At 69.8% G+C, this 18,303-nt stretch carries 20 protein-coding genes; 11 read left to right on the top strand and 9 right to left on the bottom strand.

Features of this window, described 5'->3' with window-relative positions:
* Positions 1-40 precede the first annotated feature (40 nt).
* Entirely contained in the window at positions 41-1,594 is a 1,554-nt protein-coding gene (locus tag AB0K35_RS25425; protein WP_363888131.1) for a glycosyltransferase family 39 protein, read from the top strand.
* Positions 1,595-1,627: 33 nt separating this feature from the next.
* Here the strand turns inward: AB0K35_RS25425 and AB0K35_RS25420 are convergent, their stop codons facing one another.
* Positions 1,628-2,110: an Rrf2 family transcriptional regulator gene (locus tag AB0K35_RS25420; RefSeq protein ID WP_238669841.1), complete on the bottom strand. Its 483-nt coding sequence runs from the start codon at positions 2,108-2,110 to the stop codon at positions 1,628-1,630.
* A gap of 124 nt (positions 2,111-2,234) precedes the next feature.
* Here AB0K35_RS25420 and AB0K35_RS25415 point away from each other — a divergent pair, with 124 nt between their 5' ends.
* On the top strand, positions 2,235-2,975 hold the full coding sequence (locus AB0K35_RS25415) for an SDR family oxidoreductase (RefSeq protein WP_363888128.1): 741 nt from the start codon (positions 2,235-2,237) through the stop codon (positions 2,973-2,975).
* A gap of 72 nt (positions 2,976-3,047) precedes the next feature.
* Here AB0K35_RS25415 and AB0K35_RS25410 read toward each other — a convergent pair whose 3' ends face one another.
* Together AB0K35_RS25410 and AB0K35_RS25405 are read right to left on the bottom strand one after the other, a co-directional pair.
* A complete protein-coding gene (locus AB0K35_RS25410; protein WP_363888125.1) occupies positions 3,048-3,632 on the bottom strand; it encodes a GNAT family N-acetyltransferase in 585 nt (194 codons plus the stop codon).
* Positions 3,632-4,885, bottom strand: coding sequence for an MFS transporter (locus AB0K35_RS25405; protein ID WP_363888122.1), 1,254 nt, complete (start codon positions 4,883-4,885; stop codon positions 3,632-3,634). Before AB0K35_RS25405 ends, AB0K35_RS25410 begins: the two co-directional genes overlap by 1 nt.
* A gap of 128 nt (positions 4,886-5,013) precedes the next feature.
* On the opposite strand from AB0K35_RS25405, the gene AB0K35_RS25400 reads away from it, so the two are divergent.
* The 4 genes from AB0K35_RS25400 (at position 5,014) to AB0K35_RS25385 (ending at position 7,631) form a co-directional block, all read left to right on the top strand.
* Entirely contained in the window at positions 5,014-5,943 is a 930-nt protein-coding gene (locus AB0K35_RS25400; RefSeq protein WP_363888120.1) for a LysR family transcriptional regulator, read from the top strand.
* A 224-nt stretch (positions 5,944-6,167) separates the two neighbouring features.
* On the top strand, positions 6,168-6,578 hold the full coding sequence (locus AB0K35_RS25395; RefSeq protein WP_363888117.1) for a metalloregulator ArsR/SmtB family transcription factor: 411 nt from the start codon (positions 6,168-6,170) through the stop codon (positions 6,576-6,578).
* A complete protein-coding gene (locus AB0K35_RS25390; protein WP_357363456.1) occupies positions 6,578-7,066 on the top strand; it encodes an SRPBCC domain-containing protein in 489 nt (162 codons plus the stop codon). The genes AB0K35_RS25395 and AB0K35_RS25390 overlap by 1 nt, the downstream gene beginning before the upstream one ends.
* Before the next feature lie 4 nt (positions 7,067-7,070).
* Positions 7,071-7,631, top strand: a complete 561-nt coding sequence (locus AB0K35_RS25385; protein WP_363888114.1) for a dihydrofolate reductase family protein — start codon at positions 7,071-7,073, stop codon at positions 7,629-7,631.
* A gap of 75 nt (positions 7,632-7,706) precedes the next feature.
* On the opposite strand, the gene AB0K35_RS25380 is transcribed toward AB0K35_RS25385, so the two are convergent.
* Positions 7,707-8,099 carry a hypothetical protein gene (locus AB0K35_RS25380; RefSeq protein ID WP_363888111.1) on the bottom strand — a complete coding sequence of 131 codons (393 nt, stop codon included), beginning with the start codon at positions 8,097-8,099 and terminating at the stop codon, positions 7,707-7,709.
* Between the two features lie 125 nt (positions 8,100-8,224).
* Here AB0K35_RS25380 and AB0K35_RS25375 point away from each other — a divergent pair, with 125 nt between their 5' ends.
* The 3 genes from AB0K35_RS25375 to AB0K35_RS25365 all read left to right on the top strand — a co-directional run bounded on the left by AB0K35_RS25375 (position 8,225) and on the right by AB0K35_RS25365 (position 10,257).
* Positions 8,225-8,686, top strand: coding sequence for an HNH endonuclease (locus AB0K35_RS25375; protein ID WP_363888109.1), 462 nt, complete (start codon positions 8,225-8,227; stop codon positions 8,684-8,686).
* Positions 8,687-8,907: 221 nt separating this feature from the next.
* On the top strand, positions 8,908-9,237 hold the full coding sequence (locus AB0K35_RS25370; RefSeq protein WP_363888106.1) for an endonuclease VII domain-containing protein: 330 nt from the start codon (positions 8,908-8,910) through the stop codon (positions 9,235-9,237).
* A gap of 195 nt (positions 9,238-9,432) precedes the next feature.
* Entirely contained in the window at positions 9,433-10,257 is an 825-nt protein-coding gene (locus AB0K35_RS25365; protein WP_363888103.1) for an aminoglycoside phosphotransferase family protein, read from the top strand.
* Between the two features lie 137 nt (positions 10,258-10,394).
* Here the strand turns inward: AB0K35_RS25365 and AB0K35_RS25360 are convergent, their stop codons facing one another.
* The 3 genes from AB0K35_RS25360 to AB0K35_RS25350 all read right to left on the bottom strand — a co-directional run bounded on the left by AB0K35_RS25360 (position 10,395) and on the right by AB0K35_RS25350 (position 13,618).
* Positions 10,395-10,796 carry a VOC family protein gene (locus tag AB0K35_RS25360; RefSeq protein ID WP_363888100.1) on the bottom strand — a complete coding sequence of 134 codons (402 nt, stop codon included), beginning with the start codon at positions 10,794-10,796 and terminating at the stop codon, positions 10,395-10,397.
* Positions 10,793-11,560, bottom strand: coding sequence for an ArsR family transcriptional regulator (locus tag AB0K35_RS25355; protein ID WP_363888098.1), 768 nt, complete (start codon positions 11,558-11,560; stop codon positions 10,793-10,795). Before AB0K35_RS25355 ends, AB0K35_RS25360 begins: the two co-directional genes overlap by 4 nt.
* A gap of 156 nt (positions 11,561-11,716) precedes the next feature.
* Positions 11,717-13,618, bottom strand: a complete 1,902-nt coding sequence (locus tag AB0K35_RS25350) for a prolyl oligopeptidase family serine peptidase (protein WP_363888096.1) — start codon at positions 13,616-13,618, stop codon at positions 11,717-11,719.
* A 212-nt stretch (positions 13,619-13,830) separates the two neighbouring features.
* Here AB0K35_RS25350 and AB0K35_RS25345 point away from each other — a divergent pair, with 212 nt between their 5' ends.
* Positions 13,831-14,619: a nucleotidyltransferase domain-containing protein gene (locus AB0K35_RS25345; protein ID WP_363888093.1), complete on the top strand. Its 789-nt coding sequence runs from the start codon at positions 13,831-13,833 to the stop codon at positions 14,617-14,619.
* Positions 14,620-14,823: 204 nt separating this feature from the next.
* Here AB0K35_RS25345 and rox read toward each other — a convergent pair whose 3' ends face one another.
* Both rox and AB0K35_RS25335 read right to left on the bottom strand, forming a co-directional pair.
* Positions 14,824-16,365, bottom strand: coding sequence for a rifampin monooxygenase (gene rox / locus AB0K35_RS25340; protein ID WP_274525920.1), 1,542 nt, complete (start codon positions 16,363-16,365; stop codon positions 14,824-14,826).
* A gap of 197 nt (positions 16,366-16,562) precedes the next feature.
* Complete coding sequence (locus tag AB0K35_RS25335) at positions 16,563-17,276, bottom strand: TetR/AcrR family transcriptional regulator (protein WP_363888090.1); 714 nt, start codon at positions 17,274-17,276, stop codon at positions 16,563-16,565.
* A gap of 86 nt (positions 17,277-17,362) precedes the next feature.
* Between AB0K35_RS25335 and AB0K35_RS25330 the strand changes: the two genes are divergently transcribed.
* A complete protein-coding gene (locus AB0K35_RS25330) occupies positions 17,363-18,226 on the top strand; it encodes an NmrA family NAD(P)-binding protein (RefSeq protein WP_363888087.1) in 864 nt (287 codons plus the stop codon).
* Positions 18,227-18,303 lie beyond the last annotated feature (77 nt).

Raw genomic sequence — 18,303 nt, 5'->3', positions numbered from 1 at the left:
GGGGCACCCACGCGGCCGCCGCGAGGGTCATCATGAGCGGGTGAGCGAGCCCGCGATCGATATCGACCGACCTGAGCGGCCGACCCAGTCGCCGCCGTCGGGGCGACCGCCGCAGCCCGGCGTTCGTACCCGTGGCCCATGGCTGGTGGCCGCCGCCACCACCGTGACGCTGCTGCTGCTCGCGGGCCGTTACGGCTATCACCGCGACGAGCTGTACTTCCTGCTCGCCGGTCGGCACCTCGACTGGGGCTACGTCGATCAGGGGCCCCTGGTCCCGGTGCTGGCCCGGCTGCTCGACACGATCGCCCCGGGCAACCTGGTGGTGCTGCGTACCCCGTCGGCGGTGCTGGCCGGCGGCGCGGTGCTGCTGGTCGCCGCCATCGCCCGCGAGCTGGGCGCCGGCCGGGGCGGGCAGCTCTTCGCGGCGGTGCTCGCCGCGCTCTCCGGGATCGTGCTCGCCAGTGGTCACCTGCTCAGCACCACCACCATCGACCTGCTGGTCTGGTTGGTGGCGGCGTGGTGTGCGGTGCGGTTGCTGCGCACCGGTGACAGCCGCTGGGCTCTGGGCATCGGGCTGGCGCTCGGTGTGGGCATGCTCAGCAAGCTGCTGCCGGCGCTGCTGGCCGTCGGTCTTGTCGTCGGGGTGCTCATCGCCGGGCCACGCCGGCTGCTGCGCGACAGGTGGGTGGTCGCCGCCGCCGGGATCACCGTGCTGCTGGCCGCACCGAACCTGATCTGGCAGGCGTCGCACGGCTTTCCGCAGCTCGGTGTGGCCGCGTCCATCTCCGACGGTGACAGCTCCTACAGTGGTCGGCTCGACGCGCTGACCCTCCAGTTCGTCATCATCAGCCCGTACGCCGTACCGATCTGGATCGCGGGCCTCGTCGCGCTGCTACGTCGACCGGCGTGGCGCGCCTACCGGGCGGTGGGCTGGGCCTGGCTGGTGGTGGTCGGCATCGTGCTGATCGTCGGCGGCAAGGGCTACTACGACGCGCCACTGTTGCTGGTCCTCACCGCCGCCGGGGCGCTGGTCGCCGTGGCGTGGGCCTCGCGCGGGTCGCTCTGGTGGCGTCGGGGGCTGCTCACGCTGGGCGTGGTGCCGTTCCTGCTGCCCAACGTCGTGCTGCTGCTGCCGGTGCTGCCGGCCGACCGGTTGCCCGGTTTCGTGGTCGACGTCAACTACGACGCTGGCGAGACGATCGGTTGGCCGGAGTTCGCCGACTCCCTCGCCGCCGTCCATCGGGGACTGCCGCCGCAGGATCGTTCGCGGGCGGTCGTTCTCACCGGCAACTACGGCGAGGCCGGCGCTGTGGCCCGCTACGGGCCGGCCCGTGGTCTGCCGCGGGCGTACTCCGGGCACAACAGCATGGTCGACTTCGGTCGGCCGCCCGCCGACGCGGACGTGGTCATCGCCGTCGGCTGGGAGCGCCCCGACCAGCTCAACACCTGGTTCGAGCAGTGCGCCCTCGCCGGGCGGGTGGACCAGCGGGTCGAGGTGGAGAACGACGAGAACGGCGGCCCGATCCACGTGTGCCGGGGGCTGCGGCGTCCGTGGGCCCAGATCTGGGACACCGAGGTACGCCACACCGGCTGACAGCGCACCACCGGCTTGGCTGGTCAGCCAGTGTCAGCTGGCCCCGCCGGTCAGCCATGCCTGGATGCCGACCAGGGCTTCGGGGCCGGAGGTGGCGTCGACGTCGCGGGCGAGATCGGCGATCGTGACCGCGGCGAGCGCCTGGCGCCACGCGTCCTCGGCCGCCCACATGGCGCGGGCCACCGGGCACGGCGTGGCGCAGGCGTCGGCCGGCGTCGCGAACGGGCCGCGCTGGCGGATCTCGGTGCAGACGAAGGTCGGGCCGGGTCCGTCGACGGCCCGGACCACGTCGAGCAGGGTGATGCTCTCCGGCGCGCGGGTCAGTACGTAGCCGCCCGACTTGCCCTGCACCGAGTGGATCAGGCCGGCGCGGGCGAGCGCCTGGAGCTGCTTGGCGAGGTAGCTGCTGGAGACGTCGTGCAGTTCCGCGAGCTTGGCCGCCGGAACGGGCGTGTGGCTGGCGGTGAGCACAACGCAGCAGTGCAGCGCCCACTCGACCCCGCCGGACATCTTCATGACGTCACCCTAGTCACCCCGTTACTCGGACTCATTGTGTCCGAGTATAGTTCTCGGACAAGAGAGGTCCGAGTATCGGCTGAACCTCAGCGGTCGGACCACACTCACGGGAAGGTGCACAGGCATGAAGATCGCCGTACTGGGCGGGACCGGCCTCATCGGGTCGCAGGTCGTCAAGATCCTGAAGGCCGCGGGGCACGAGGCGGTGCCGCTCTCGCCGTCCACCGGGGTGGACCTGCTCACCGGGCAGGGCCTGTCCGACGGGCTCGCAGGCGCCCAGGTCGTCGTCAACCTGACGAACTCGCCGACCTTCGACGAGGCCTCGCCCGCCTTCTTCCAGACGACCATGGACAACCTGCTGGCCGCAGCCGCTCACGCCGGCGTCGGCCACGCGGTGATCCTCTCCATCGTCGGCGTCGACCAGGTGCCCGACCTGGACTACTACCGCGCCAAGAGCCTCCAGGAGGAGATCCTCACGGCCGGTCCGATTCCGTACTCGATCGTCCGCGCCACCCAGTTCTTCGAGTTCGTCGAGTCGATCCTGTCCTGGACGGCTGACGACACCACAGTCCGCCTGCCCAGCACGCCGGTGCAGCCGATGGCCGCCGCCGACGTGGCGCAGGCCGTCGCCGAGGTCAGCATGGGCGCGCCGCTGCGGGGCATCCGCAACGTCGCCGGGCCCGACGTCTTCGCCCTCGACGAGCTGGGGCGGATCACGCTCGCCGCCCGCGGTGACCAGCGCACCGTCACCACCGACAACACCGCCGGCATGTTCGCCGCCATGTCCGGCGATGTCCTCATCGCAGGCGACGACGCCGTCATCGCCCCCACCGCCTATCGGGAGTGGCTCGGCCGCCAGGTCTGAACAGGCACACACCCCGCGTCTCGCGGCGGCGATCGACCGCCGCCGCGACGCGCGGGTACGGGGCAAGGCCGATTACCGGCGTGTCCCACCCTGTGACGTGCCAGTCGCGGCCCGCCACTCGTGCGCGAGGATCGCGAAGACGAGCCGGTCGGCCCACTCCCCCCGGAACAGGTAACTCTCGACATGGCGGGCCTCCTGCCGCATGCCGAGTCGCGCAATCATCCGGGCCGACGCGGCGTTGCGGGCGTGGCACCGACCGTAGACCCGGTGCAGCCCGAACTCGGTAAACCCCCAGGCCAGCAACGCTGTGGCGGCCTCGGTGGCCAACCCGCGACCGCCGTGGTCGGGGTGGAAGACGAACCCGAGTTCGGCGGTACGGTCGAGCTGGCTGCGCCACACCAGCTCCACGAGTCCGATCACCCCGGCGTCGGTGACCGCGGCCACCGTCAGGCAGTCACCCTCCGCGTGCCACGCGTCCTCGCCCGCCATGGCGAGCACCGACGCCAGGGACTGTTCACGGGTACGCGGCTCCGCCCCGAGCATCCAGCGCACCACGTCGGGTCGGCGCTGAAACGCGTACACGTCGTCGAGGTCGTCGACCGTGACCGGGCGCAGGACGAGCCGTGCGGTGCGGATCGGGTAGGTCGGCTGGAACATCACGCGATCGTAGAGACCCGAGCGGGGGGCTGCGGTGCCGGCCGATCGGGGTCCGGGCGCCGGGGCAGCAGCAGCGGGCTCGCGAGGATCACCAGCCCGGCGACCATGATCGCCGTGCGGGGGCTGGTGGCCTGCGCGAGCAGCCCGCCGAGCGCGCTGAGGGTGGCGATGGTCGCGCTGCTGCCGATCGACCAGGCCGACAGGGTACGGACGATGCGATCCTTCGGAGTCTGTTGAAGGCGGTAGGTGGCGAGCACCGGGTTGTACAGGCTCATGCTGATGATGATCGCGAACTCGACGGTGATCACAGTGGCGAGACCGACGACGCCGGGCTGGACGAAGGCGAGGCCGATCAGCCAGATCGCGCGCAGCGTGCCCACGGTGCGGATGATCCGATGTTGGCCGTAGCGTGCCACCACCCGACGGGCCAGGCGGGACCCGATGAGGCCACCGACGCAGGGCACGGCGAAGGCGAGGCCGTACTGCCAGGGTGGAAAGCCCAACTCGCCGAGCAGGAGCACGGCCAGCAGCGGCTCGGTTGCCATGATCAGCCCGGCGACCAGCAACTGGTTGAGGTAGAGCGCCCGCAGGCCGGGGTGGGTCAGCAGGTGCCGCCAGCCGTCGAGCAGCTCACCGGCCCGTACCCGGCCTGCGACGGTGCGCCGGGGGTGGTCTTCGGGGTCGCGAATGGCGGTGAGGCCCAGCGCGGAGAGCAGATAGCTGAGCGCATCGGCCACGACGGTGACCACCGGCCCGAACAAGCCGACCGCCGCGCCGCCCAGCGGTGGCCCGAGCGCGATCGAGCTCCAGGTGGTCGACTCGAACCGCGCGTTCGCCGCCAGCAGGTCGTCCGGCCGCACGAGGGCCTTGAGGAAGGCGCCGCTGGCGGCGTTGAAGGCGATCTTGGCGGTGGCGACCACGGCCGAGACGACAAGCAACTGCCCGAAGCTGAGCCGGCCCATCGCGTACGCGATGGGGATCGTCAGCAGGGCCGCGAACCGGGCCAGGTCCATCGCGATCATCACCCGCCGCTTGCGGTGGAACTCCACCCACGGCCCGAGCGGCAACGCGAGCAGCGCGCCCACCGCCGGCCCCAGCGCGGCCAACACTGACACCTGGGCGGGGCTGGCCTGCAACACCAGCACGGCGATCAACGGCAACGCCCCGAAGCCCAGCCCGGAACCGTAGGCGCTGACCGCGTACGACGCCCACAACCAGCCGAACCGCCGCCCCAGGGATCGTCTCGTCGACAAGCCCACTCCTCCCGCTCCCAACAACTCAGCGTTGACCGTCAGGATCAAAGCAAGGCCGGCGACCATGGATCAAACAACCGGATGAGCGGCGCGGCACAACCCAAGGTTGTGTCAGTAGGGTTTGTCAGGTGAATCTCGACGCCGTCCGCACCTTCGTCGCCGCCGTCGACGCCGGCCAGTTCCAGGACGCCGCCGCCGCGCTGTCGATCACCCAGCAGGCCGTCTCCAAGCGCATCGCCGCTCTGGAGAAGGACCTCGGGGTACGGCTGTTCACCCGCACGGCGCGCGGCACCCACCTCACCGTCGACGGCCAGACCTTCCTGCCGCACGCCCGTGAACTGCTGCGAGCCGAGGCGCGCGCCGACGCCTCCGTACGCCCCGGCCGGCGGGCACTGCGCGTCGACGTGCACAGCCGACGGATCGCACCAGCGGTGCTGTTGCAGGACTTCCACCGCGCACATCCCCGCATCGAGCTGGACGTCGTCACCCTCGACGCCGACGTCCACGCCGCGATGGCCGCCGTCGAGGCGGGGACTGTCGACGCCACCTTCCACGCCGTCACCGTCGCCGCGCGTCACCTTCCCGCCGCGATCAGAACCACCCGCGTGATCGACGAGCACCACGAACTGCTCGTCGGCCCCCGCCACGCGCTCGCCAACGCCCGCACCGTCACGCCCACACAACTCGCCGAGCACCGGATCTGGATGCCCGGCATGGCCCCCGGCACCGAATGGGCCGCCTACTACGACGAACTGGCCGCCGCCTTCGGTCTCACCATCGATCTGGTCGGGCCGGTCTTCGGCAACGAGGCCCTGCTGGCCGAGATCGCCGACTCCGCGGAGCTGGCGACCCTCGCCGGGGAACGCACCAGGTACCTGTGGCCGGACAGCTACGACCTGCGCCGCGTACCAGTGCGCGACCCGGCGCCGATCTACCCCATGTCACTCATCTGGCGCGACGACAACCCGCATCCCGGGCTGCGGGCACTGCGCGACTACCTCGCCTCCCGGCGAGTGCAGGCCCCCGACATCGAGGTCTGGCTGCCGCCCTGGGGTTAGCGCGCAAGCGCGTAGGCGGTGACTGCCCGATGGTCTACGCCGGGCCCGCCGGCTTGACCCGGACCAGCTCGGTGACCTTCGCCGCCCTCCATGACCGCCACCGGACGCCGGGCGCCAGGTCGATGCGCCGTACTCGCGACGGTCCAAGCCCGATGTCTCGGCGTGTTGACACGCGTCCATCCGGCACTACATTTAACGTGTTGGTTAAGTGACTGGAGGCTCTGGTGTCTGGCAGCGATCAACTCAGCGCGGTGTTCTCGGCTCTCGCCGACCCGACTCGACGGGCGATCCTCGCCGAGCTGGCCGACCGCGACGCCACGGTCACCGAGCTCACCGCACCCCTCCCGATCTCGATGCCGGCGGTGTCGCGGCACCTCAAGGCGCTTGAGCGCGCCGGGCTCATCTCACGCACCCGGTCGGGGAAGTTGCGGATGAGTCGCATCGAGGCCGCCCCGCTGCGCGAAGCGGCCGAGTGGATCGAGCGCTACCGGCGGTTCTGGGACACGTCCCTCACCCGCCTCGACGCCCACCTCGCGGCCGTGCAGGCAGCCGACCGCCCAACGGACCGAACGACCCACGGCCCGGCGTTTCCCGACCGGGAATCCCCGAGCAAGGCTCACGACAAGGAGAATTGATGGACAGCGACAAACCGCCAATCGTCATCTCACGCGTGGTGGACGCGCCACGGGAGCTGGTCTACCGCGCCTTCACCGACCCCGACCACCTGGCCGCATGGTGGGGGCCGATCGGCAACTCACTGCCCCGTGACGAGATGGAGTTCGACATCCGGCCCGGTGGCCACCAGCGCTGGACCGAGGTCTTCCCAACCCAACCCGGCCTTCGAGTCGAGGTCCGCATCGACCTCACCGATGTCGTGGACGGCGAACTGCTCGACGGCGTCGCGCACGTCACCGGGCAGCTGCCGGAGGGCATTGAGCCGCACGAGACAAGGATGCGGGTCGAGTTCCACGACGAGGCCGATGGACGAACGCGCCTCGAGATCCGTCAGTGGCTCCCGGGGCGGGTGGCTGGCCCCGCCAACCAGGGCTGGGACGAAGCCTTCTCCAAACTGGACGCCACACTGCGGAATGCCCATCCCGTCGCCGTCGACGTCGAGGTGTAGCGCCATGGCCAAGCTGATCTACGTGACCAACGTGTCCCTCGACGGTTACATCGAGGACGAACACGGCAGATTCGACTGGACCCCACCCGACGACGAGTACCTCGCGTTCATGACCGACCTGCTCCGGCCCATCGGCACCTACCTCTACGGCCGACGCCTGTACGAGTCGATGTCCCTCTGGGAAACCAACCCCGCCCTGGCCGAACAGTCGAAGCTCACCGCCGACTTCGCCGACGTCTGGCAGACAGCGGACAAGGTCGTCTACTCCACCACGCTGGACGCGACCTCCACCGCCAGGACCCGGCTCGAAACGAGCTTCAACCCCGCTTCGGTACGCGCCATGAAAACCTCGGCCACCAGTGACCTCATCATCGGCGGCGCACACCTCGCGGCGCAGGCATTCCAGGCCGGCCTGGTCGACGAGTGCCACCTGCTGATCCACCCCATCCTCGTCGGCGGAGGCAAGCCCGGGCTGCCCAGCGCCACCCGGGTTGGGCTGGAACTAGTGAGCAACCGCCGACTCAGCAACGGTGTGGCGTCCCTGCACTACCGCATCCGCACCTGAGACGGTCGTCGGCGTCACCGACCCCGACGGATGTCGGTGACGCCGGCGCGTTCTGTGCGACCTTTCGCATCTCCGTCACTCTCCATACCAGTGCAGCGTCAGGCCAGGCTCGTCACGCCACCGCGCCAACAACGCCTTCAGCGCCGCCACCAGCCCACGTTCCGCGTCGTCAGCCGCCGCCGCCCCGAGACGGTCGACGTCAGCGGCGAGCTGCGGCAGATCCTCATGAACGAGTACGCCGTCCGACCACGGGTGGAGCTGACCCAACACCGGAAGTCGGTTACCGCCGGCCGCGTTCAGCAGCGGCAGCAACTCCTCCACCGGCACGTCGAGCAGCAAACCGCGCTCCTGCGCCGCTGCCCACTCGTCGGCGTCGGCGCGCTTGCGTTCCCGCCGCTGCGCGCGGGTCGCGCGACGGAGGCTCTTCGGACGCGGCTGCGGAGCGCGCAGCACCAACAGCAGACCCACCCCGGCGAGGCTACGGCAGCTTCGGGTGCGGACAGCACGGCCGGAGCGCGACCATTCGCCGAGCAGGCGCGTCGGCGTGTCCGCCGTCGTTCGACGAGGCTGCGCGACGTGGGTACGGTGACACCGTGCTCTCGGCCGTGAAGGGTCTGTCCCGCTACCACACCGAGGAGTCGCTGCGCGCCCACCTGCTGGAGCGCTCACACCGCACCGAGAACGGTTGCCTGGTCATCGAAGGTTACGGGCGGCGACGCGGGGTGCACCAAAAGGTCGCCGGTCGCGCGTGGGCACACATCGCCGCGTACGTCGTCCTCGTCGGCGGGTACGACCCCGCCCTCGACGTCGACCAGACCTGCGGTGTCGCCGACTGCATCGAGCCGACACATCTGCGCCAGCTCAGCCGGGCCGACGCCTGCCGCAGCCGCAACCAGTTGGCACAGTGCCGCAACGGCCACGACCGCGAACTCGACCCGGCCACCGGCCGGTACCGCCGGGTCTGTCGCAGTTGCAACCGGGAGGCCCAGCGCCGCTGGCGTGAACGCGAGGCTGCCGAGGTAGCCCAGGCCCGCGCCGCGTACGGCCGCTCGTAGTCAGCCCTCCACGCGGTCCGATGTCGGGACCGCCACTCAAGTCGGTAGTTGTGGGGATCGTGAACGAGTCCAAGAAGTGCGGGCGGTGCAAGCAGCTTCGGCCGCCGGAGTCCTTTGTCAGCGCGACCGGCCGCACAATGCTCTCCTGTCAACCATGCCGCGAGTATTCCCGCCGCGTGAATCAGGCCAGTAGGGACGCCCGTCCCGGCTCCGACCGAGCGATGAATCTCTGGACCAAGTACCGGATCACCGAGGCCTTCTACGACGAACTGAGGTCACGGCAAGGATTTCGCTGCGCTATCTGCGGCATCCATGAGGATGACCTCCCGGCAACTCTCGCTGGTCGCCCCCGAAAGGACGGGAAGCCCTCAGCCTCGGCGTTCCGCTTGGTCGTGGATCACTGCCACGGCACCACCACCGTTCGCGGACTGCTCTGCAACGGGTGCAATTCGGCGCTCGGCCACTTCCGAGACGGCCCGGAGGCGCTGCGCCGCGCATTGGACTACCTGCAGTCGGAGCCGCCCTCCGTGCCGCCCCGAGAGGTCATCTGAGCCCTCAGGCCGAGGCGCTTGCACCGGCCTACGGGAACGCTTACACCACACTGCCTCCTTACGCACAAGAACTGTCATTATGGTGCGTGTACGTATCGTCCCCTTTGTCCCAGGTAATTACTGGATTGTTGTTAATAACAATCCAGTAATTGGCTCCGCTGGCCTCGGTCCCCTGCGCCAGCCCGCCTCGGGAACGTGGTGGCTTTGCCGGCCCCACGCGCTGAGGATGTCGGCATGAATCACCACAGCGCGAACGCGGTCGGCGAGCAGGAGGAAGCGCTGCCCGGCGGCAACATGGGGGGCGCAACACGTGTCGGTGCCACTGTTCGGCGCGGTGCCGGGGCATGGAGCTCGACGGTTCAACGCCTGCTACGACATCTGCGTGAGCGTGGCGTCACCTGGGCTCCGCAAGCGCTCGGGACGGATGAACAAGGACGAGACAGCGTCTCGTACCTGCCGGGCATCGTGCCGCAGTACCCGTTGCCGGAGTGGATCTGGAGCGATGGTGTCCTCACCGATGCGGGTGTCCACCTCGCACAACTTCACCAGGCCAGCGCCAGCTTCGACACCGTCGGAGGAGTTTGGCAGTTCCCGGTACGGCAACCGGCTGAGGTCATCTGTCACAACGACTTCGCGCCGTACAACATGGTCTTCACCGACCGGCGGCTCACCGGCGTCATCGACTGGGACACGGCGTCGCCCGGTCCCCGGTCGTGGGATCTTGCCTACCTTGCCTACCGGCTGGTGCCGCTGGCCCATCCCGACAACGGCGACGCAATCGACAGTGATCTGGGCGAGCGGACACGTCGGCTGCGCATGCTCTGCGATGCCTACGGCTCGGGGCAGGACCCTGCTCACATCCTCCAGGTCGCAGTCCATCGACTAAATGACCTCGCCGCCTTCACCAAGGCGCGGGCTGATCAGGGACAGGAGAACATTCGCGGTCACGTCGGGTTCTACCGACGCGACGCGAGGTGGATCACCGCGCACGCCGATCAGTTGGGCCGGGATGTCGCCTAGGCCACCAGTGCCCCGATTGGTCCCACACGGCGTGCGTTGGATGCGCGAGATCCCGCGCATGAGCGGCTGGGCTGCGGCCGAGTCGGCGCTGAGGAACATCGGCTTTGCCTTGGCGCAGTGGCGAAGTGCGACTGGGCTCAGATGTTGACGGGGCTGGCCCGGCCGGCGGGTTGGAAAAGTTCGACGAGGTTGCCGGCGGGGTCGGCGAGCAGGATCTGACGGCCACCCGGCCCGGAGACCAGTTCGCTGCGGAACGCCAGGCCGGCGTCGCGGAGCCTGTCGATCTCGGCGTCCAGGTCGTCGACGATGAGGTGGATGCGGTTGCGGCCGGGGCTGCTGGCGTCGTCCGGAGTGGCGCGGGCGCCGGAGCTGGCGGGTCCGGACAGCAGCAGTCGTAGCGAGCCGCGGACCACGTCGGCGAAGGCCGGGGCCGCGCTGGTCTTCAGGTGAAAACCGAGGTGGGCGGTGTAGAACTCGACGGCGGCGTGCACATCGTCGACGAGGTAACGGACGCTGACGTATTGCTCGGCTGTGCTCACGGTCTGGTCTCCTCGGGTTCGGTGACGAGGACGGGCAGCAGATGCCGCACGCGGGTGTCGATGTCGGCCGTAACCTGCAGGAAGGCGGGGTAGTCGTCCCCGGTGCCGGCCGCGGCGGGGTCGGGAATGCTCCAGTGCAGCTTGCCGGCCGGGTTGCCGAAATCGGGGCAGACTTCTCGGGCCTTGTCGCACAGGGTGATCACGTAGTCGAAGCGGCGGCCGGTGAGCGTGTCGAGGTGCCGCGGGCGCCGGTCCGCGACGTCGACGCCGAAGTTCTCGCGCAGCGCCCGCACAGCATGGGGGTGTAGTTGCGGCCGGGGGCGGGTTCCGGCGCTGGTCACCTGCACGTGCCCGGCGCTGTGGCGTCGGAGCTGGGCTTCGGCGATGGGTGAACGTGCGCTGTTGCCCGTGCACACGAACAGCACGGTTCGCGGCGGGTGAACCGGTGGGGCCGGTGGAGTCGCGCCCAACTGCAGGGCGGGGTGCAGCGCGGTGCCGGTGCCCGCCAGCGCGTGGGCGCAGCGGTCGAGGTCGAGGTGGTAGTAGCTGTCGCGGCCGTCGAAGCTGCTGCGGGTGGCGGTGACCAGGCCGCCGTCGCGCAGCAGTCGCAGGTGGTAGGAGACCAGGTTCTGCGGCTGGGCCAGGAGGCTGGCCAGTTCGCGGACCCGCAGGTCACTACGGGCGAGTTCGGTCAGCATGTGCCAGCGCAGTGGGTGTGCGGCCAGCCGGACGAATGGCGGCGCGGTGTGACTTGGTGGCCCCATGACCCCGAAGATACATCAAGCCCGTTTGATCGGTTGGGATCTCGCCGGGCGTGCCGACCAGGTGACAGAACTCCACCTTCTGCGGCGCCCCTGCACAGCTCGGACCTTGCGGGCGCCGGTGGCGTACAGCCCGTCCAGCCGCACAGTCAGCTCAGATCACGTCTGGAGCCAGCGATCAAACCAGGCGCGGGTCCGGCGCAGGACGTCCAGTTGGTGGTTGCGCTCCCGGATCGAGTGGCCCTCTCTCGGGTAGATCACGAACTCGTGTGCGACGTCGAAGTGCCGCAGCGCCCGGTGCAGGTACACGGCCTGTCCGAGGGGGACGTTGGTGTCCTCGGCGCCGTGCAGGATGAGCACCGGGGTGCGGATGTTGCTGGCGAAGGAAATTGGGCTGACCGCGTCATGTCGGTGGGGTCCGATGCCGGACCAGCCGGTGCTGCCACCGAGCGCGGCCTCGAACTGGCCGTTCTCCCCTGTCGCGGCGAGCATGCCCCAGTCCACGATGCCCGCGCCGACCAGCGCGGCGCGGAAGCGATCGGTCTGGCCGACGGCCCAGGCGGACATGAAGCCGCCGTGGCTCCAGCCGGCGATGCCCAGCCGGTCGGGGTCGGCGATGCCCTCGGCGATGAGCAGGTCGATGCCGGTCAGGATGTCGGTCCACTCCTGCTGGCCGACCTGGCCGGCGACGCTGGCGGCGAACTGGTGGCCATGGCCCTGGCCGCCGCGCGCGTTGGGTAACAACACCGCGTAGCCGGCGGCGGCCAACCACTGCGCGCTCGGGAACCAGAACAACTGGCAACGATCGGCGTAGCGATCGTAGGGGCCTCCGTGCACGATCGTGACCAGCGGGAACGGACCCTCCGACGCGGTCCTGCCGACCGGCAGGACGAGCAGGCCGTCCAGGTCGAGGCCGTCGGCGGCGCGGTAGGCCAGCGGTTGTTGCGTGCCGAGTACGACGTCGTCCAGTTCGGGCCGGGTGTTGGTGATTCTTCGCAGCGGCCCGGTTGGCGCTCCAATGTGAACGTTCGGGAGCTGATAGCGGGTGCCGGTAAGCACCGCGATCTCGTCGCCGGCGGGGGTGGCGGTGAGGTTGTCGAGGCGTCCCGGGTGGTGCGACAGGGTCGTCAGGTCGGCGGGGGCGAGCCGGGCCACTGTCGTGTTCAGGCCGTCGGCGAACACCACCAGCGGGGCTGCACCGGTCTGGCAGAGTTCGGTGGGGCACATCGAGAGCCCAGCGGTGCGGTTGCGCAGGACACGGCTGCGCACGGCCAGATCGAACACGGCGGTGCCGGCCTGCAGCACCGGTGGGGTGAGCGCGAGGTAACCGAGGTGCCAACCGTCCTCGCCCGGCCACCAGGCCAGCGATCGTGCGTCGACCTCGACCGGTCCGAGGTCCTCGGCAGTCCCCGTGGTGGGATCGAACAGGTGCAGTCGGCCGGTGCGCGGGCCGTGGTCGTTGTCGGCGCTGGCCCAGGTCAGCACGGCAAGTGGGCCGCCGTCGGGACGTTGCCGCATTTCCACCACGTGCCGGTCAGCGAACACCTGCGGGGTGGCGACCCGGCCGGTGCGCAGGTCGAGCAGGCGCAACCGGGCACGTGGTTCGCGCTCGCCGACGACAATGACGTCGTCGCGGTCCCGGGCGCGGCGCGCGTCCTGCTCGGTGGGTTCGTCCTCGGCGAGCAGCGCGACAAGGTTGGGGTGGATGAGCGGCAGGTGATCGATGACGCCGGCGGGCCAGCTGGTCAACGTGGTCATCGTGCCGTCGGCGGGGGTGAGCCCGTGCAGTTGCGGGGTACCGCGGTCGGCGCTGTCGGACAGGAAGAACAGCGTCTCCGAGTCGGCCGACCAGCGTGGCAGGGATTCGGTTGCGGTGTCGGCGGTCGCCCGGCGCGACGCGACGGCGCCATCGGTGTGTACGAGCCAGAGTTCGGTGTCGAGGTGGTCACCGGTGCGGCTGGTGGGGGCGAGGACGTAGCAGAGCAGACGCCCGTTCGGGGCGAGCGCCGGGGTCTGCGGAGCGCAGCCATCGACCACGAGCTCGGCGGTCAGACCTCTCATGCGATGAGTCTGCCAGCAGGCACAGAACACCATGCGACGGATCCATCGCTGGTTCGACGCACTGGCGATTTTCCGTTGCGAGTGGCGAGGCATGATGTCGTCATGGACGCACGCGACCTGCCAGCCATGGCGAGAGCGAGAACGGCTCGCCGCCGGCTCTGCCGGACGTCTCCCGCAGCCGGGGCACGTTGGTGTCGGACCAGCGTGACCCGATGTTCTCAGTAGAGGAACGCGACCTGATCCAGCGGCGGCTGCTGCATCTGGCGGAACAGGACCCGGGTGTCGTCGCCGCCGCGATCACCGGGTCGCATGCCACGAACGATGAGGATCGCTGGTCGGACATCGATCTGGCCTTCGGGGTCAGCGACCCGCTCGACGCCGTCATGGGTCGATGGACGCAGCAGATGTATCAGGACTTCGCGGCGGTCCACCACTGGGATCTGACGTCCGGGTCAGCGATCTACCGGGTGTTCCTGCTGCCTCATTGCCTGGAAGTCGACCTCTCGTTCAGCCCGGAAGTCGAGTTCGGGCCGCGAGGCCCGAGTTGGCGACTCATATTCGGGCGAGCCACGCCACCCCGGGCCTCCGCGCCGAGCGGTCACGACGGCACGGCCGGCCTGGCGTGGCACCACGCGCTGCACGCACGGATCAGCATCGAACGAGGCAGATACTGGCAGGCGGAGCACTGGATCAGCGCCATGCGCGCCCAGACAATCGCACTCGCCTGCCAGCGACTGGGCCACCCCACCAGCTACGCCAAAGGCGCTCACCTACTACCCCCCGACATCACCGGCCCGCTCGAAACGACCCTGGTCCGTTCCACTGATGAGACCGAGTTACGCCGTGCGCTCGCGGCCGCCGCAAGGGCCCTGACCGCGGAACTCACCCGCACGGACCCGACCCTGGCCGATCGGCTGCACCCGATTCTCAGCGAACTCACCGCGATCGATCGGCAGCCACGAAGCAGCAGGCCACAGACCGAGTTGCCTCAGGAACACTGAGACTTCGACCGTCCACGTCCCATGCGCTGCGGCACCGCAAGCCGTCGGTGGAGCACGGTCAGCAGCGATTACCTCGACCTTGTGGTGAGCGGTGAAGCTCACCAGGTGTCGGGCGGCAGCGATGTCTCCCCCGTCCGGGCCGTAGCCGAAAGCCCGGACGGGGCAAGACCGCGACCCGTTCCGCACCTGGTCGCCGGCCTGAGATCAGTGGACGGGCTCGCCGAACCAGCGGGAGAGGTGCTCGTCCAGGTCCTGCTGATCATCACCGACCCAGGCGATGTGCCCGTCGGGGCGCAAAAGAACACAGGAGACGTCCAGCTCAGCGGTGGCATCCGCCAGGTGATCGACCCGGTCTGACCAGCCGCCGACGGTCAGGCGTTCGGTGCGATCCAGCAGCAGACCGCGTCCACGGTGCAGCAGACCGTAGAGATGGCCCTGTTTCACAGCGATGTCAGGCACCCGACGACCGAGTAGGTCGGGCCCAGCGCCGAAGTCGTAGCGGATACCGATTGCGGTGATCTTCTTCAACAGATGCAGGTTCACCTCGTCGAAGTCCATCAGCTCGGTGAGCAGCCTCCGCAGGGCCTGTGCGCCCGGTTCGGTGGACAACAGCTCCGTCTGGGCTCGGGTGTTGTCCAGCACCTCAGCGGCGACCGGCCGGCGTTCGGCCTGGTAGGTGTCCAGCAGGGCCGGCGGCGCCCAACGACGGATCCGCGCGGCGAGTTTCCAGCCGAGGTTGACTGCGTCCTGAACGCCGAGGTTGAGGCCCTGTCCGCCGATGGGCGGATGGATGTGCGCCGCGTCGCCGGCCAACAGCACTCGCCCGACCCGATAATGGTCGGCCAGTCGGGTCGCGTCGCCGAAGCGGGACAACCAGCGCGGCGAGTGCACGCCGAAGTCGGTCCCGGCGATGGCGCGCAACTGGCGCTTGAAATCATCGAGGGTGGGCGGTTCGGCGCGGTCACTGACGCCGGCCGCGGGCACCAGGACGCTGTAAACGTCAGCGCCTGCTGGCCGGAGCCAGAATCGTTGGTGGGTTTCGCGGATCTCGGCGACCTTGGCGGCGATCTCCTCCGGCGGCACGCCCGCTTCCATCTCGCCCATCAGGCTCTCGGTCCGTGCGGGCTCGCCGGGGAACCCGACGCCGAGCAGTTTGCGCACCGTGCTGCGCCCGCCGTCACAGCCGACGAGGTAGCGCGAGCGCAGCTGTTCCCCGTCGGCCAACTCGACGGTGACGCCCTCGTCGTCCTGCGCGAGGCCGGTGACGGCGCAACCACGCCGGACCTGCGCACCCAGTTCGGTGGCGTGTTCTTCGAGCAGACGTTCGATGACGGGCTGCGGGATACCCAGCAGGTAGGCGTACCGGGAATCCAGGCCGCGGGGCGCGGGCTTGGCGATGGCGGCGAAGTAGGCGCTGGCCGGACGCTGCCGCCCGTGCGGGAGGATGCGTTCCAGCAGCCCGCGCATCGCCATCAGCTCGAGACTGCGGATGTGCAGGCCGACGATGCGCACGGCCGACACCGGCTCGGTCTCCTTCTCCAGAACGAGGACCCGTACGTCGTGTAGTCGCAGTTCGGCGGCGAGCATCGCGCCGGTCGGCCCACAGCCGGCGATGATCACGTCGTATCTGCCGGGCGCGCGATCGGTGTGCGGGTCCGATGGAGCGGGGCTGACATCGCTCACTGTGGAGTCGCGCTCGACCGGATCGGTCGACGACGGCTCGGCGGTGAAGTGCGCAGAGTGCATAGGTGCTGCCTTTCGGGAGTGCCGTGTTGGCAGGGCGCTCCCGGCGACACCTACGTCAATCGCCCGACCGGGACGGCAGGGGGGAGCACCCACATCGCTACAACGTTCATGGGTCTCACCTCCTCGGGCCGTGTCGCGGTCACCTGCAACCTATCTCCCCCGGCGCGATCCCGTCGACTTGTTTCTCCGCCAGGTGATCATGGTGCTCGGTGGGTCAGTGATCGGTGCAGCCACTCGGCCATCAGCGCGCGTTCGGCGGCGGTGAGCCCCGGGAGGTCGGGCAGCACCGTCGCGAAGGTCACCGCGACAGCGTTCGCGGTGGTGTCGGGGGTCGCCGGAGTCGTGGTCAGGATGCTGGTGAGCACGGCATCGAGCATGGCCTCGCCCAGACCGAGGTCGCGCTGGTCGGCGGGCATTCCCAGCAGGGTGAGGATGGTGCCGTTGCCCGCCGAGTGGATCATCAGGAGCGCGCGCTGCTCGTCGACCCGGAGCAGGCCGGCCGCGGCGAGTCGCCGGACGCGGCGGCGGAGCACGTCGAGGCCGGCGACAGTCGCCGGCGAGGGTGCGCCGCTCCCCCGGGCGGCGATCAGCGCGTACAGCTCGGGGTTTGTCAGGCCGAACTCCACGTGCGCGCGCCATCCGGAGCGCAGGCCCGCGACCGGATCGCCCGTCTCTACGTCCGCTGCGACCGATTTACCGCTGACGTAGCTGGCCATGACGTGCTCGGCGACGGCGTCGATGAGACCGTCCTTGTCGCCGAACAGGCGATAGATGGTGGGTGCCTGCACACCGGCGGCCTGGGCGACGGCGCGTGTCGTGACCGCGTTCGCACCCTTCTCGCGCAGCAGTTGGGTCGCCGCCGCGACGATGCCCGCACGGACGTCGTCGCGGGTGTCCTGCGTCGTCACCATGGACCAATGCTAACAGCGCCTTGTTATCTCTGGAATATCAGTGCTAACGTTCACGCCGTAACGTCGATAACAAGGGAGTGTTCATCATGTTCGTCGTCACCGGTGCCACTGGTCAGCTCGGGTCCCAGATCGTCGACCGGCTGCTCGACCGGCTACCACCCGACGCCGTGGGCGTGAGCGTGCGCGACGTCGACAGGGCCGCCGGCCTCGCGGAGCGTGGGGTTCGGGTGCGCGCCGGAGACTTCACCGACCCGGCCACCCTGGAGCACGCCTTCGCGGGTGCCGACAAGGTTCTCGTCGTGTCCGCCTCCATCCGCGGCCACGCCGCGATCGCCGCGAACCGCGCCGCCATCGACGCCGCCCGCGCCGCGGGAGCGAACCGAATCCTGTACACCAGCCACCAGGCCGCCTCCCGGGACTCGCTCTTCGCCGCCCAGCCAACCCACGCCGCGACCGAGGAGCACCTGGCCGGGTTGGGGGTTCCCTTCACCGCCCTGCGCAACGGGTTCTACGCAAGCACACTCAGCCTCTCCATCGGCACGGCGCTGGAGACCGGTCAACTCGTGGCGCCGGCGGACGGCCCGGTGTCCTGGACCGCACATGCCGACCTGGCCGAGGCCGCAGCCGTCGCCCTCACCGAGGACGGCGTACTCGACGGGGTCACGGCTCCGCTGACCGCGCCGGAGATGCTCGACCTCGAAGCGGTGGCCGCCATCCTCAGCGACATCACGGGCCGTACCGTCGAACGTGTCGTCGCGGATGACGACGAGTGGCGGGCGTCCGCCATCGCCCGAGGCATGCCCGAGTCGGCGGCCGACTTCACTCTCGGCATGTACCGCGCGGCGCGCGCAAAGGAGTTCGCCGTAACCGATCCGACGCTGGAGACAGTCATCGGCCACCGCCCGACCCCGGTTCGCGCGGTGCTCGAGACCATCGTCGCCCAACGATGAGGACCCGTCCCGGCCCAGGGGGTCGTCAGCGCAGCATCGCCCGGGTCATCCGACGGGTGGCGACGTACATCGCGGCG

Origin of the sequence: Micromonospora sp. NPDC053740 (genome assembly GCF_040677775.1) — a bacterium.
GTDB lineage: Bacteria > Actinomycetota > Actinomycetes > Mycobacteriales > Micromonosporaceae > Micromonospora > Micromonospora alfalfae.
The sequence above is the reverse complement of the archived record's forward strand: the minus strand, read 5'-3'. Positions and strand labels throughout refer to the sequence as shown.

What these genes read in the sequence shown, in the direction of transcription:
- AB0K35_RS25420 (WP_238669841.1), bottom strand. Translation starts at nt 2,110, where the DNA reads ATGAAGATGTCCGGCGGGGTCGAGTGGGCGCTGCACTGCTGCGTTGTG.
- AB0K35_RS25415 (WP_363888128.1), top strand. Translation starts at nt 2,235, where the DNA reads ATGAAGATCGCCGTACTGGGCGGGACCGGCCTCATCGGGTCGCAGGTC.
- AB0K35_RS25410 (WP_363888125.1), bottom strand. Translation starts at nt 3,632, where the DNA reads ATGTTCCAGCCGACCTACCCGATCCGCACCGCACGGCTCGTCCTGCGC.
- AB0K35_RS25390 (WP_357363456.1), top strand. Translation starts at nt 6,578, where the DNA reads ATGGACAGCGACAAACCGCCAATCGTCATCTCACGCGTGGTGGACGCG.
- AB0K35_RS25385 (WP_363888114.1), top strand. Translation starts at nt 7,071, where the DNA reads ATGGCCAAGCTGATCTACGTGACCAACGTGTCCCTCGACGGTTACATC.
- AB0K35_RS25370 (WP_363888106.1), top strand. Translation starts at nt 8,908, where the DNA reads ATGAATCTCTGGACCAAGTACCGGATCACCGAGGCCTTCTACGACGAA.
- AB0K35_RS25355 (WP_363888098.1), bottom strand. Translation starts at nt 11,560, where the DNA reads ATGGGGCCACCAAGTCACACCGCGCCGCCATTCGTCCGGCTGGCCGCA.
- AB0K35_RS25350 (WP_363888096.1), bottom strand. Translation starts at nt 13,618, where the DNA reads ATGAGAGGTCTGACCGCCGAGCTCGTGGTCGATGGCTGCGCTCCGCAG.
- AB0K35_RS25345 (WP_363888093.1), top strand. Translation starts at nt 13,831, where the DNA reads ATGTTCTCAGTAGAGGAACGCGACCTGATCCAGCGGCGGCTGCTGCAT.
- rox (WP_274525920.1), bottom strand. Translation starts at nt 16,365, where the DNA reads ATGCACTCTGCGCACTTCACCGCCGAGCCGTCGTCGACCGATCCGGTC.
- AB0K35_RS25335 (WP_363888090.1), bottom strand. Translation starts at nt 17,276, where the DNA reads ATGGTGACGACGCAGGACACCCGCGACGACGTCCGTGCGGGCATCGTC.
- AB0K35_RS25330 (WP_363888087.1), top strand. Translation starts at nt 17,363, where the DNA reads ATGTTCGTCGTCACCGGTGCCACTGGTCAGCTCGGGTCCCAGATCGTC.